The 14,498-nt window shown below is 72.6% G+C and carries 7 protein-coding genes; 5 read left to right on the plus strand and 2 right to left on the minus strand.

What is annotated here, in order from left to right; genetic code table 11:
* Position 1 precedes the first annotated feature (1 nt).
* Together STRVI_RS18555 and STRVI_RS18560 are read right to left on the minus strand one after the other, a co-directional pair.
* Positions 2 to 1,960 carry an aminotransferase class I/II-fold pyridoxal phosphate-dependent enzyme gene (locus STRVI_RS18555; protein WP_043236114.1) on the minus strand — a complete coding sequence of 653 codons (1,959 nt, stop codon included), beginning with the start codon at positions 1,958 to 1,960 and terminating at the stop codon, positions 2 to 4.
* Positions 1,961 to 2,192: 232 nt separating this feature from the next.
* On the minus strand, positions 2,193 to 4,496 hold the full coding sequence (locus tag STRVI_RS18560; protein ID WP_106685683.1) for an ATP-binding protein: 2,304 nt from the start codon (positions 4,494 to 4,496) through the stop codon (positions 2,193 to 2,195).
* A 375-nt stretch (positions 4,497 to 4,871) separates the two neighbouring features.
* Between STRVI_RS18560 and STRVI_RS18565 the strand changes: the two genes are divergently transcribed.
* The 5 genes from STRVI_RS18565 to STRVI_RS55570 all read left to right on the plus strand — a co-directional run bounded on the left by STRVI_RS18565 (position 4,872) and on the right by STRVI_RS55570 (position 14,309).
* Positions 4,872 to 5,066 (plus strand): DUF5999 family protein, encoded by a 195-nt coding sequence (locus STRVI_RS18565; protein ID WP_014057213.1) that lies wholly within the window; start codon positions 4,872 to 4,874, stop codon positions 5,064 to 5,066.
* Positions 5,063 to 5,569, plus strand: coding sequence for an ATP-binding protein (locus STRVI_RS18570; RefSeq protein ID WP_014057214.1), 507 nt, complete (start codon positions 5,063 to 5,065; stop codon positions 5,567 to 5,569). Before STRVI_RS18565 ends, STRVI_RS18570 begins: the two co-directional genes overlap by 4 nt.
* A 228-nt stretch (positions 5,570 to 5,797) precedes the next feature.
* The gene (locus STRVI_RS18575; RefSeq protein WP_014057215.1) at positions 5,798 to 8,698 is read left to right on the plus strand and encodes a helix-turn-helix transcriptional regulator; all 2,901 of its coding nucleotides are present in this window, start codon (positions 5,798 to 5,800) and stop codon (positions 8,696 to 8,698) included.
* A 57-nt stretch (positions 8,699 to 8,755) separates the two neighbouring features.
* The gene (locus tag STRVI_RS18580; protein WP_014057216.1) at positions 8,756 to 11,512 is read left to right on the plus strand and encodes an AAA family ATPase; all 2,757 of its coding nucleotides are present in this window, start codon (positions 8,756 to 8,758) and stop codon (positions 11,510 to 11,512) included.
* Positions 11,502 to 14,309, plus strand: coding sequence for an ATP-binding protein (locus tag STRVI_RS55570; RefSeq protein ID WP_014057217.1), 2,808 nt, complete (start codon positions 11,502 to 11,504; stop codon positions 14,307 to 14,309). Before STRVI_RS18580 ends, STRVI_RS55570 begins: the two co-directional genes overlap by 11 nt.
* Positions 14,310 to 14,498 lie beyond the last annotated feature (189 nt).

Genomic DNA, 14,498 nt, shown 5'->3' on the forward strand with positions numbered 1-14,498 from the left:
GTCATGACATCGAGTCGCCCTGGAGGTACGCCGCGGGGCGCGGATAGCGCTGCAGCGCCGGAGTCTGCCCCGTCGGGTCGTCCTCCTGCTCGCTGAGGGGCACCACCGGGGCCGCGGCCGCGGCCTTCAGCTCGGCGGGGTCGTAGGTCATGGCCTGCGTCCGCTCCACTGGCGACGGCTCGGGCACACCGGCGTCCCGCTGACCATAGACCGGGATCTGGTCGACCGTCGTCTCCTCGGGCCGGAACAAGTTGTACGCGGGCGCCGCCCCCTGCCCCTGGGCGCCCTGGACCTGGACCATCGGGATCTGGCCGGTCTGCGCCTGGGCGCCCTGGTACCGCGCGCTCTGCGGCTGCGGCGCCATCTGCATGAACGGCGCCTGGCCCTGCGGCGCCTGGCTCTGGGCCGGCTGCAACTGCGGGGCCTGGAACTGCTGTGCCGGTGCCTGCTGCGGGATCAGCGGCTGCGCGGCCTGGGCCGTCTGGGGCTGCGGCAGCGCCGCCGGGGCCTGGTACAGGGGCGTCTGGGCCGGGGGAGTGGCGACATACGCGGGCGACAGCTCCGCGAGCGGCTGCTGCTGGGCGTACCCCGTCGAGGCGCCCGCGAAGGACGCCTGCCCGTACGGATCGCCGGAGACGCCCTGAGGCGCCGGAAAGGCGGCCGCGGAGTACATCGGCTGGGGCTCCTGCGCCATGGGCGCCGCGGGCAACTGGGGCGGCTGCTGGTAGGAGTAGTCCAGCGACGGCGCTTGCGCGGCGGATCCCCAGGACCCCGGCAATCCCGCGTATGCCGAGGATCCCGCGTACCCCGAGGACACCGAAGGCTGCTGCTCCCAGCTCACCTGCGGGGCGTAGAAGGACGTCCCGTACAGCACCGTGCTCAGCCCGGTCAGCAGTCGCTGCACATCGGGCTGGGAGCGCACCACCAGCCGCATGAACTGGCTGCTGCTGCCCAGTTTGTTGCCGCATTCGCGCACCAGTACACCGTGCTGGGACAGCAGTTGGTCCCGGACCCAGCCGCCGTCCGTTCCGGCCGGCAGCTTGACGAAGACGAAGTTGCCCTGGGAGGGGTAGACCGTCATCCCGGGCAGCCCGGCCAACTGGCTGGTCATCTGCTGCCGGTCGTGGCTGAGCATGCGCAGGCTGTCCACGTACTCCTGCCGGTACCGCTTCAGCATGAAGACGATGACCTCGGCGAAGGAGTTGAGGTTCCACTTCGGCAGCCGGGAGCGGATCTGCACGGCGAGCGAGGGATTGGCGACCAGATAGCCGAAGCGCACCCCGTGCAGCCCGAAGTTCTTGCCGAGGCTGCGCAGCACGATCACATTCGGGCGCAGGATGGCCTCGTCGACGACGCTCGGATACGCCTCGGCGTCCGCGAACTCCAGGAAGGACTCGTCGATCACGATCAGATCGAGGTCGGCCAGGGCGTCCATGATGCCGATGAGGGCCTGGCGGGACACCAGCCCGCCGTCGGGGTTGTTGGGGTTGCAGATCACGGCGACCCGAGAGCCCCGGGAGCGTACGAAGTTGACGAAGGCGTTCGGGTCGAGTGCGAATCCGCTCATTTCCGGAAGCTGGAACAAGTCGACCCGTTTGCCGGTCTCCATCGGCTGGTCGGTCCAGCGGCCGAAGGTGGGAATCGGCACCGCCAGGCTTTCCTTCACCAGCAGATGGTCGATCCAGGTGATCAGCTCGGTCGAGCCGTTGCCCATCGCCATGGTCTGCGGCTGCAGCCCGAGCACATCGGCCAGTTCGGCGGTGATGGTCTCGGCGGAGCTCGGGTAGTGGGTGAGGATGTCCCGCAGCCTGACCGCCATCACGGCGAACATCGCGGGGGTGGGGAAGTAGGGATTGCAGGGGATGCAGAAGTCCACGAGCTCCTGTCCGCCACCCGTGACCCCGGCGCGGTTGAGCGCGAAGAACGACGGGCTGTGGGCGGTGCCACGGAAAAGTTCCATGGCATCACCGGTATTGCCGACTGCGGCAACAGTCACGGCGGGACCTCCTCGGTCGCATGGGTCGCGTCGACGCGCTGACACGGCCGTTGCGGCTCGTCCCTCGAGCCTGACGCATGATCCCTCGAAGCCGGGCCGGGCGAGGATTTTCGTGGGGCTTGTGAAAACTTAGGGGACATGTGCGCCCGTATCGAATAGAATTCCGCCTCTTGCCCCTTGAGAATGCCGGCGTGGCTCAGACCGTATCCTCCGGCGGGTGTTCGCCATCGACCTCCGCGGTGCGGTGCTGTTCCGCTACCCAGACCGCCACCTGCGCACGCGAGGTGAAACCCAGCTTGCTCAAAATGTGCTCAATATGGCCCTCGGCCGTGCGCTGGGCGATGACCAGGGACGAGGCGATCTCCTTGTTGCTGAGCCCCTGCGCGACCAGTTGCGCGATTTCGGACTCCCGGGGTGTCAGCGGCGACGGCCGCCCGCCCACCGCCGTCTCCTCGCTGGGCAGTTCGTCCTCGAGCGCGTACACCAGCGCCTCGGTGTAGGACAGCCGGGCGCCGCGTTTGAACGCCGCGTTGAAGGCCGCTTTGTCCAGGGCCCGCCGCACCGTGGCTTCGCACTCCTCGTGGTAGTGGACGAGATGCCCGTAGCCGGAGTGCGGGGCGCCGATGGCGTGCCAGATGGTCCGCAGGGCGCCCAGCAGCCCGGCCGCCCGCGTGTGGTCCCGGTCGGTGGCCGCGATCCAGGCCAGCACCTCCAGATTGACCGCGACGCCCAGCGGGTCGTCCAGCGAGCGGTTGAACGTGAGGCTGTCCTTCTCCAGCGCGGCCGCCCTGGCGGTGTCGCCCTGGCGCCATACGTCCATGCCGAGCGCCATCATCGCGTAGGCCCGGTGCCAGCCCTCCCCGTACGCGTCGCACACCGCCAGCGACTCCTCGCCCAGGGCGATCGCGCGGGGTGAGTCGCCGATGAACGAGTGGGCGAGCGAGAGCCGGATGAGCGCCAGGGCCAGCCCCACCGGATCGCCGGTCGCGCGGTGGCGGGTCACGGCCTCCTCGTAGAGCGCGATCGCGGCTCGGGTCTCGCCCCGGTACATGGCGACCATGCCGGAGTAGAGCGCGGTGTAGGCGAGCACCGGGTCCAGGCCCAGCCGGGTCCCGATGGACCGGCTCTCCTCGAGCATGGCCGCGGCGGCGTCGGTGTCCGACTGGATGACGGCCAGCCAGCTGCCGGTCCACAGGGCGCGCGCCCGTGCCCCGGTCGGTTCGGTGCACAGCGCCAGGGCCTGGTCCAGCCAGCGGCGGCCCTCGCCGAGGTAGTAGCTGGTGATCCAGTGGTAGAGCAGATCGGCCGCCATCTCCAGACCGCAGCCGGTCTGCCCGGGCGCGGCCAGGCAGCCCTCCAGGGCGGTGCGCAGATTGGCGTGCTCGAGCTGGAGCCTGGCGAACCACTGCACCTGGGCCGGTCCGAAGAGCGCCGCCCGTGCGTCCGCGGCGAGCCCGCGGTAGTAGTCGCGATGGCGCTCCAGCCGTACGGCCTCCTCTCCGGCGGCGGCCAGCCGCTCACGGCCGTAACTGCGCAGTGTGTCCAGCATCCGGTAGCGCACCGCCGTCCGGTGCTCCTCCCTGAGCAGCACCGACTTGTCCACCAGCTCGGTCACCAGGTCCAGGATCTCCTCGCGGTCGATGCCCTCGTCCGAGCAGACCGCCTCGGCCGCGTCCAGGTCCAGGCTTCCGGCGAACACCGAGACCCGGGCCCACAGCAGCCGCTCCCGCTCGGTGCACAGCTCATAGCTCCAGTCGATCAGCGCCCGCAGCGTCTGATGGCGGGGGAGGACCGTCCGGGAGCCGGTGGTCAGCAGCCGGAACCGGTCGTCGAGCCGGTCCAGAAGCTGCTGGACGGACAGGGCGCGCAGCCGTACGACCGCGATCTCGATCCCCAGCGGGATACCGTCGAGCCGGCGGCAGATCAGCTCGATGGCGCCCCGGTTGTCCTCGGTGAGCTGGAATCCGGGCACGATGGCCGCCGCCCGCTCGGTGAACAGCCGTATCGCGTCGCACCGCGCGAGGGTGGCGAGAGTGGGCCGTGGCCCCTCGAGGTCCGGCAGCCCCAGGGTGGGGACGGCCAGGCTCTGCTCACCGGCCGTGCCCAGCGCCTGACGGCTGGTGGCCAGCAGCCGCAGCCGGGGCGCCGCGCGCAGCAGCCGGTCGGCGAGCCGGGCGCACTCCTCCAGGAGGTGTTCGCAGTTGTCGAGGACGATCAGTGCCTGCCGGTCCCGCAGATGGTCGACGAGGACGTCGAGCGCCGGGCGGGGGGAGTGGTCCCGTATCTCCAGTGCTTCGGTGAGGCCCTGGGCGAGCAGCGCGGGGTTGTCCAGCTCGGCGAGTTCGGCCAGCCAGACGCCGTCGGGGAAGGCCCGGCGCGCCTCGTCCGCTACCCGCAGCGCCAGCCGGGTCTTGCCCACTCCGCCGACGCCGGTGAGGGTGACCAGGCGCGATGCGGACAGCATTTCCTTGACCTCGGCCGCCTCATGCCGACGTCCCACAAAACTGGTCACCTCGGCCGGTAGCCTGACTGTCTGCCGTCCGGTCGGGGTGCTCGTCGCCACCGCACCCATCGATGCCTCGCACCGGGCTCGGGTGGACGGGCCGATGCCCGCACGGACCCGAAGCCCTGTTTCCAGGCTATGCCCGGGCCGGGAGCCACCGCACGCACTTCGGGCGGGCGGTCCGCCTGCCGGGGCGGTGTTTCACCGAGAGTGAGCGGGCGTCGGCCGCCCGTGACCTCCCCGGGGCCCGGGGCCGGGTTCGGGTACCGATGCGGGGAGATCTCCCCTCGTCGCGCACCGCCGCGCCGACCCACCATGGTGACCTCGGAAACGAGTTCCGCCGGCCATGGCGGAAGATCGAAGGTTCGGACCATGTGCCTCCATCAACCTCCCTGTCCGTCGGCCGACGCATCGGATCATGATTCGGCGCGTCGGGTGGCCACCCATCCCGAGCAGGGCTGGAGCCTGCTCTGCAACGGAGTGGTGATCTTCGCGGACACGGGTGAACTCCTTCCCGACGGGCGTGCCATCCCCGCCCCCCGGATCAGCCCCGATAAGCCGACATGAACGCGACCACTCCCACCGTCTCGCGCGGCGCCCCGGTGAGCACCGAGCGCCGGCCCGAGGCCGCCCGGCCTCCCGCCACCAGTGGCGGGACGTCGTGGCTGCTGCCCTCCGAGCCCTCGTCGGTGCCCAGGGCCCGGCGGCTGGCCATTGCCCAGCTCGGGGTATGGGCGCTGCACGACCTCTCCGACGACGCCGAGCTGCTCGTCAGCGAGCTGGTGACCAATGCCCTGCGGCACGCGGGCGGACCGATCCGCCTGACGCTCTCCCTGTGCTCCGTCGACCGCGCCTTCCGGTGCGAGGTGGCGGACGAGCACCCTGAGCAGCCCCAGGTGCGCCGGACATGCGGCGATGACGAAGGGGGCCGCGGGCTCCATCTGCTGGACCTGCTCTCCCGCTGCTGGGGCTCCACCTGCACGGCGGCGGGCAAGGTCGTCTGGTTCGAGCTCCATCCACCTGCCATCGCGCTGGAAGCCGCTCTGGAAGAAGCGCATATGACCCCGTGAACGTGAGCCGACGAAAGGAGATGCCATAGACGACTTCATGCCTCGTACCCACACAGTGATACCGAAGGGCCCGGGGACGGAATGGTGATCGCCCTCACCACGCCTTCCGTCTCCGGGCATCACTGATCGATATTGATCGTCGTCACAGCGGTCGTGTAGCCTCCTGGCCGCGGCAGTAGCAAACTTTTCCGGAAGATTGTTCGCGTTTTTGTGGCTCGAGGAGGCTGCGTGGTGGACCGGAAAATCGATTCCGGTTTACCCGGCGCGCTTGTCGGGCGCGCTGCCGAACTCGCGGCGCTGACCGCCCACGCGGAGGCCGCCCACGACGGCCGTTCCGGTCTGGTGGTCCTGTCGGGCCCGGCCGGAATCGGCAAGACCAGTCTGCTGCGTGCCTTCCTCGACAGCGACGTCTGCCGGAAGATGACCGTTCTGCACGGCACCTGCGGTGAGGTGGTGGCCGGCGCCGGCTACAGCGGAGTGCGCGCCCTCTTCGGGGGGCTCGGGCTCTCGGCCGAGGACGCCCAGGACTCCCCGCTGCTGCGCGGCAGCGCCCGCCGCGCTCTTCCCGCGCTCAGCCCCCACCCGGGCGAGGAGGGGCCGCCCACGGCAGCCTCCGTCTATCCGGTGCTGCACGGCCTGTACTGGCTCGCGGCCAACCTGATGGCCCAGGGCCCGCTCGTGCTCGTGCTGGACGATGTGCACTGGTGCGACGAACGCTCCCTGCGCTGGATCGACTTCCTGCTCCGCCGGGCCGACGAGCTGCCGCTGCTGGTGGTGCTCGCCCAGCGCACCGAGGAGGAACCGGTCGCCCCCGTGACCCTGGCGGACATCCTCGCCCAGCCTCGCTCCTCGGTGATCCGCCTCGACCCGCTGACCGACGCCGAAGTGGCCGAAATGGCCCGCCAGGTCTTCGCGGCCCCCGTCGCGCACTCCTTCGCCGGGCGCGCCGCCGCCGTCTGCGGCGGCAACCCGCTGACCGTCACCCGGCTGCTGCGCGAGCTGCGGGCCAAGGGCGTCTCACCCGACGAGAGCGGCCTGCGCGAGATCGCCGAGGTCGGGCAGTACGTGGTCGCCCTCTCCGTGCGCACCCTCTTCGACGCCCGGCCCGACTGGGTCCGGGACGTGGCCACCGCCATCGCGGTGCTCGGCGAGGAGGACGCGGAGCACATCGGCGCGCTGGCGGGGGTGCCCGCGGCCCGTGTCGCGGAGGCCGTGGAGCTGCTGCGCGGTGCCGAGGTGATGGCGCCGGACCGGGCGGATCTGGCCCATGACGTGGTGCGCTCCGCGGTGCTGGAGGCCGCCGGGGAGGAGCCGCTGGCCGAGCTGCGCGCCCGGGCCGCCCTGCTGCTGAGCGATGCCGGACGGCCCGCCGAGGAGGTCGCCAACCAGGTGCTGCTGGTGCCCGGCACCCCCCAGCCGTGGATGGGCTGGGTGCTCCGGGAAGCCGCCGTCCAGGCCGAGCACCGCGGCGCCCCGGAGGCCGCCGCCCGCTATCTCTACCGCGTCCTGGAGGCGGAGCCGGACAGCCTGTCGGCCCATGTCCCGCTCGCCAAGGCGCTCGCGGAGATCAACCCCGCCGAGGCCATCCGCCTGCTCAGGCGCGCGCTCACGCTGGCCACCGACGTCCGTACCAAGGCGCCCATCGCCGTGCAGTTCGGCCTCACCTGCCTCACCGTCCAGCAGTCACCGGCCGCCGTCCGGGTGCTCAGCGAGGTGCTCGACGAGCTCGAGGCCGAGCTGGGGCCCGACCCCGATCCGCGCGACCGTGAGCTGCGCACCCTCGTCCAATCGGCGCTGCTGATCAGCGGATCCGACGAGAAGGCCACGATCCATACGGTCCGGGAGCGCTTCGCGCGGATTCCCGAACCCTCCGGGGACACCCCCGCGCAGCGGCAGATGCTCGCCATGATGACGGTCCTGTCCGCGATGGAGGGCCGCTCGGTGCGGCGGACCGTGGAACAGGCCCACCGCGCGCTGAGTTCCCCGGACCGGCTCGACAACTGGTCGCTGCTCTTCTCCGCGTTCACCCTGGGCCTGGCCGACGAGGTCGAGGGGTCGATGGAGGCGCTGGACCACGCGCTGCGCCAGGGCCAGGACAACGCCGCGGTGTGGTCGTATGTGATCACCCTGTCCTACCGCGCCATGCTGCTGCACGGCTTCGGCGCGATCCCCGACGCGCTCGCCGACGCCCAGACCGCCGTCGAGATCATCGGCGAGGAGCGCTGGAGCGGCAATGTGACCATGCCCCAGACCGCGCTGGCGACGATCCTGATCGACCGGGGCGAACCGGAGCGGGCCGAGGAACTGCTGGCCGCCGTCACCCGGCCCAACCTGGACGGGTTCGTCATGGAGTACCACTGGTATCTCATGGCCCGCGCCCGGGCCCGCTGGGCGCTCGGCGACGGCGCCACCGCGCTGCGGCTGCTGCTCGACTGCGGCGCCTCCCTGGAGGATTCCGGCTTCGCCAACCCGGCGTTCCTGCCTTGGTGGACCGAGGCGGCCTGTGTGCTCGCGGCGGAGAAGCGGGCGGACGAGGCGCGGGACCTGGTCGAGCACGGCGCCGAGCTGGCCCGCCGCTGGAGCACCCCGCGTGCCTTCGGGCTCGCCGCCCTCGCCCGCGGGGTGACCACCCCCGGCGAGGAGGGCATCGCGCATCTCGCCGAGGCGGTCGAGCACCTCTCCGGCTCGCCCGCCCGCGCCGAGCACGCCCGGGCCGAGTTCCTGCTCGGCGGGGCGCTGCTGGACATCGGGCGGCCGCGCGACGCCCGGGAGCGGCTGCGCTCGGCCGTCGACCTCGCCCAGGGCTGCGGCGCGCTCGCGCTCGCCAAGGACGCCCGTAACCGGCTGGTCGCCGCGGGTGGCCGGATGCGCGAGATCACCGCCTCACCGGTCGACCTGCTCACCGGCACCGAGCGCAAAGTGGCCCAAATGGCCTCACGCGGGGCGGGCAACCGCGAGATCGCCGAGTCGCTCTTCGTCACCGTACGCACCGTCGAGACGCATCTCACCAGCGTCTACCGGAAGCTGAGTGTGGGTCAGCGCGGTGAGCTGGCCTCGGTGCTGAACACCCCGAGCCTTCCCGACCCGCAGGCACCGGCGTGGGTCTTCGCCTCACGCGGCCGACGCTGACCCGCACGCGGGGCCGGGTGCCATGTCCGCCCCCCGCCCCAGGCATATAGTCACACTATGCAGCTCAACGGGCTCCCGTTCCCCGGCCGTGAACGAGAGCAGGCCATGCTTGCCCAGACCGTCGCCGATCTCGGCAGGGGCCGTTCCTCGGCGGTGACGCTGATCGGCCGGCCCGGCTACGGACAGAGCCGCCTGCTGAACCTCGCCGCCCGGCTGGCCGAGGACCAGGGCCACCGCGTTCTGCGTGCCCAGGCGACGCCGGGCGAGCGCGAGGTGCGTTACGGCGTGGTGGCACAGTTGCTGGCCCCGATGGACGGACTCACCGACGGCTCGCTGAAGGCCATGACCGGACGAGGACCCGAGAGCCGCTTACCGGGCCTGACCGAGTTGCTACGGACCGCGCGTGGACAGCCCACGCTGCTGGTGGTCGACGATGTGGAATGGCTGGACCCGGCCTCGCAGCGCTGGTTCGGGGCGCTCATCCGGCGCCTGCCCGACGCCCGGATCGCCCTGCTGGTGAGCGGCACCGGCCGGCTCCGCCCGGGGGCCTGCCCCCTTTCCACCGCGCCGCAGCAGGTGATCACCCTCGAAGTCGAGCTGGCCCCGCTCGCTCCGCGCGATGTGGCCGCCACGGTCGCGCTGATCTGCGACCGCCCCGGCGAGACCGCCTTCACCTCGGCCGCCCTGGAGGCGAGCGCGGGCAACCCCGAGGTGCTGTCCGAGGCGCTGAGGCGCTTCATCAGACGCGGATACGCACCGGTGGCCGCGCGGGTGCCGCAACTGTCCGCGATCGCCGAGGCCGTCAGCGGCGAACACGCCGTCCGCGCACTCGGAGCGCTGTCCGACACGGCCGTCGCCGTCGTCCGCGCCCTCGCCGTCTGCGGCGATCTGCTGGATCTGTCCCTGCTGTACGCGCTCGCGGACCCCCGCGCCGCGAGCGAGCCCGGACTCCCCGAGGCACTCCAGGAAAGCGGGCTCGCCACCGCCGCCGAGACCGGGCTCCGGCTGAGCCGGCCCGAGACGCGAAGCTGGATCCTCGCCGAGATGCCCGGCGACGAGCGGGCCGAACTGCACGCCCGCGCCGCCGACTTGGCCTACCGGGCGGCCGTACCCGACGAGGACATCGCCCGGCTGCTGCTCGCCGCCCGCCCGGTCGACGAGCCCTGGGTGATCCCCGTACTGCGCCGCACCTGCGCCGCCGCACTGCGCGGGGGCCGGACCGCCCAGGCGATCGCCTGCCTGTCGCGGGCGCTGGAGGAACCGCTGGACCCGGCGCCGCGTGCCCAGTTGGGCCTGGAACTGGCCGCCATCGAAGTGCTGGCCGTTCCCGAGGCCGCGGGCCGCCGGCTGGCGGAGATCATCCGCACCGGCGACGGCGGGCCCGGCCGGATCCGGGTACGCGCCGCCGACCTGGGGCTCTCCCGCGGCGACGACAAGGCGCTGCGCCGCGCGATCGCCGACGTACTGCCCTTCACCGACGGCGAGGAGCGAGGGGCCCTGGCCGGGCTGTTCTGGCTCACCGAGTCCGTCGGGCAGGAGGACACCGATCTGGTCCCGGACGGTATCCCACCGCTGCCCGCCGACCCCACCTGCCCGGTGCAGGCCGCGGCGCTCGCCTGGCGACTGGTCCTGCGCGGCGAGGACCTGCCCACCGCCCGGGCGCTGGCCCAGCGGGTCTTCAGCGTGGACGGCGCCGCGGGGGCCCTGATCCTGCCCCGGCTCACCGCCGCCCGGACTCTGCTGCTGACCGACGACCTGGATGAGGCCGAGGTCCGGCTGGACGTGCTCCACACCGATCTGCGCAGGCGGCACGCCCGCGCGGCCGCCGCCCAGGCCCTGGCCGTGCGCGGTGAGCTGAACCTGCGGCGCGGCCGGCTCGACATAGCAGAACGGGACGTGGCCGCCGCGGAGCGGTCACTGCCGCGCTCCCTCTGGCATCGCTACACCGTCCCGTATCTGATGGCCATCCGGATCCTCATCGCCCTGGAGAACGGCGATGTCGGCCAGGCCGGTGCGCTCGCGGGCGCGCCCGTGCCCGCCGAGTCGCGGGAGGGCGGCTCCTGGGGCTATCTGCTCTTCGCCAGGGCGCTGGTGGCCGTCAAGGACGAGCGGCTGCCCGAGGCGCTGGAGCTGTTCCGCTCCACCGGCAGATGGGAGCTGGGCCGCGGGCGGATCAACCCCGCCCTGATGCCATGGCGTTCGATGGCCGCCCGGGTCCACGACGCCCTCGGCGACCGTGAGGAGGCACGGCGGCTCACCGATGAGGAGCTCGCGCTGGCCCGGCTGTGGGGCGCCCCCAACACGATCGGCTGGGCTCAGCTGGGCGCCGGACGGGTGGCCCCCGAAGGGCAGGTCGACCGTCTCCGCGAGGCGGTGGCCACCCTGCGCGACACCCCGGCCCGGCTCGCCTACGCGGGGTCCCTGATGGAGCTGGCCACGGCCGAGCTCGACGCGGGGAACCCGCAGGCCGCGGCCCCCCTGGTGGCCGAGCTGTTCACCTTCGTCATCGCCCACCGGTCCTCCAGCCGGCTGGTCGCACGAGTGCGGGCGCTGTCGGAGCGGGCTGGGCCGTCCGCCGTTCGCGGAAGCGTCCCGCATCCGGCGTGGGCGAGCCTGACCGAACCCGAACAGCGCACAGCGGCCCTTGTCGGACTCGGTCATGGCAACCGGGAGATGGCGGAAACCCTCTCTGTCACCAGACGCACCGTGGAGCTGAGGCTCAGCGGCGCGTACCGGAAGCTGGGGATCAGCGGCCGAGCAGAGCTGATCGCGTTGCTGCGGGCGGCAGAGGGAGGCGGAACGGATGTTGCTTGAACGGGAGGCCGAACTGGCCCAGGCCGCCGAGGCCCTGAAGGCCGGGGCGGCGGGCGACTCGTCGCTGGTGCTGCTCACCGGCCCCATGGGCATCGGCCGGACCGCGCTGCTGCAACAGTTGCCGATGCTCGCCGAGGGCGAGGAGATCCACGTCCTGCGCGCCAACGCCGCGCCGGTGGAGCAGGACTTCGCCCTCGGCGTGGTCCGCCAGCTCTTCGACAGCCTGCTGACCGGTGTCCCGGAGGAACTCCACGAGTGCCGGCTGGGGGGAGAGGGCGACCTCTACCGGACGGTCTTCTCCGACGACGCCCCGCTGCTCGACGACGGCGGCACCCTCACGATGCCCGAGGAGGCGCTGTACGGCCTGCGCTCGGCGCTGGCCGCGGTCAGCGCCGACAGCCCGCTGCTCATCCTGGTGGACGACCTGCAGTGGGTCGACGCCCCGTCGTTGCGCTGGCTCGCCTTCCTCGTCAAGCGGCTGCACGGGCTGCGCGCCGTGGTCGTCTGCGCGCTGCGGGACGGCTACCGGCGCCCCGGGGACCCGCTGCTGCGGGAGGTCGTCGACGCGGCGCGGCGGGAGCTGCGCCCCGCGCCGCTGTCGCTGGGCGCCACCAAGGAAGTGATCCACGAGCAGTTCGGCGTGCCGGGGGACGAGGAGTTCGCCCGCGCCTGCCATGAGACCTCCGCGGGCAATCCGTTGTTCCTGAAGTCGGTGCTGGCGGACCTGGCCATGAGCGGCCTGCGGCCCACCGCCGAGCAGGTCGAGGCGGTCCGCTCGCTGCGCCCCGCCCTGCTGCGCGAGCGGCTGGCCGGCTCCCTGCGCGTCCAGCCGCGGCCGGCGCGGGACCTGGCCGCGGCCATCGCGGTCCTCGGCGGCCAGGCGGAGCCGGACCTGCTGGCCCGGCTGGCCGGGCTGGACCCGATCGGCTTCCTGGCCACGCTGCGCGATCTCCACGAGGTGGGGCTGCTCGCCGCCGAGCAGGAGCCGCGCTTCCTCCACCGGGTGGTGCAGGACGCGGTGGAGTCCTCGATGACCGTGGCGGAACGGGAGCGGCTGCACGACGCCGCGGCGGCCCTGCTGTACCACAACGGACGCCCCGCCGAGCTGGTCGCGGCCCAGCTCATGGCCGTGACCAGCTCGAGCCATCCCTGGGCGGTGGAGGTGCTGCGGGCCGCGGCGGACACCGCGCTGCGCCGCGGGGCGCCGCGTACCGCCGCCCGCTATCTGCGCCGCGCCCTGCTGGACGGCTCGCTGGCGGGGGAGGGCCGGGCCCGGCTGCTGATCGATCTGGCCACCGCGGAGCGCGGCTTCGACCCGGCCGCCTGCGAACGCCATATCTCCCAGGCGATACCCCTGCTGACGACGCCCAGGCTCCGGGCCGCCGCGGCCCTGCGGATCTCGCCGACCATCGTGGGCCTGGGGCCCCCGTCGGCCATCGATCTGCTGCACCAGGTCGCCGAGGACCTGGGGCCCGCGGCCTCGCTGGAGGGCACGGCGCGCGATGTGGCGCTGCGGCTGGAGGCGCGGCTGCGACACGCCGGACACGAGGATCCGGCGGAGCTGGCCGCCGCGGTGGAGCGGCTGTCCGCGCTGGGGGAGGATCCGGCGCTGGTCACCGCCGCCGAGCGTGAGCTGACGGCGGTGCTGCTCAACTCGGCGGTGCTCACCGCCCGATGGCCCGCGGCCGAGGTCTCCCGGCTGGCGAACCGCATCCTGGAGCGCGAACCGGCCACCTCCGAACAGGTCCACACCCCGCTGCCGCTGGTGGTGATCGGACTGGTCGCCGCCGATTCGGTACGGGGGATCAGCTCCTGGCTCGCCATGGAACAGCAGACGCGGCGGCAGGGCGGCACCGTCGCCGACGCGCTCGTCAACGTCCAGCAGGCCATGGTGCTCAGTGCCCGGGGACGCGTCTCCCAGGCGCGTGAGTACGCCGAGCGGGCCGTGCGGCTGGCCGAGGTGCACTGGCAGGAGGCCGGGGTCGTCTCCACCCTCGCCCTGACCCGAGTCGCCCTGGACCTTCAGGACCCCGTACTGATCGAGCGGATTCTGGACGGCCCTGGGCGGCGCCGCTCCTCGAGCCTGGCCCTGACCACGACGCTGCAGTTCGCCAAGGCGGCGCAGGACGCCGGGAACGGACGCTGGACCAGCGCCCTGGAAACCCTCCTGGCCTGCGGCCGGCAGTTGGAGGCGTCGGGCTGGCGCAACCCCGTGCTCTTCGCCTGGCGGCCCTGGGCGGCCGAGCTTCACCGGCGCGTCGGCGACCCCGGCGCGGCCGGGGCGCTGGCCGAGGAGGAGCTGCTGCGGGCGAAGGAGTGGGGCGCACCGGTGGCGCTCGGCCGCGCGCTGCGGATGAAGGCCCGGCTGACCGGCGGTGGCCAGGGGGTGCGGCTGCTGCGTGAATCGGTCGATGTGCTGCGCGCCTCGGCCGATGAACTGGAACTCGCCCGCACCCTGCTGCTGCTGGGCCGGCGGCTGGGGCCGGGCGGCGAGGCGGCGGCGGTACTCCAGGAGGCCGGGGGCCTGGCCGCGGCGTGCGGGGTCCCATGGCTGGTCGAGCGGATCCGCGCCGCGGACGGCAGCGGTGCGTCGGCCGCCCCGCCGGAGGCGGCCCTCACCCGAACCGAGCGCACCGTGGCCTCCCTCGTGGGACGTGGCCTCACCAATCAGGAGGCCGCCGCCGAGCTGGGGGTGAGCTCCCGCGCCATCGAGAAGCATCTGACCAGTTCCTATCGCAAACTGGGCGTCTCCGGACGCCGCGAGCTCATCGAGCTGCTGCCTCGCATGGATTCATGAACGTAGCGTTAACGGCGATAATTAGACGGTGTTTGACGAGGATTCGTGAACCGACCGTACCGGCCCACCGAAGCGGTGGGGTGCGGACCGAACCTTCGGGGTCCCCCACCACGGGATTGGGCGGCGACACCCCTGTTGACGTTGACTTCCGTGCTCGTAGATCCCTAGTCTCAATTCTGAAATGAACAT

The organism is Streptomyces violaceusniger Tu 4113 (assembly GCF_000147815.2).
Taxonomy (GTDB): domain Bacteria; phylum Actinomycetota; class Actinomycetes; order Streptomycetales; family Streptomycetaceae; genus Streptomyces; species Streptomyces violaceusniger_A.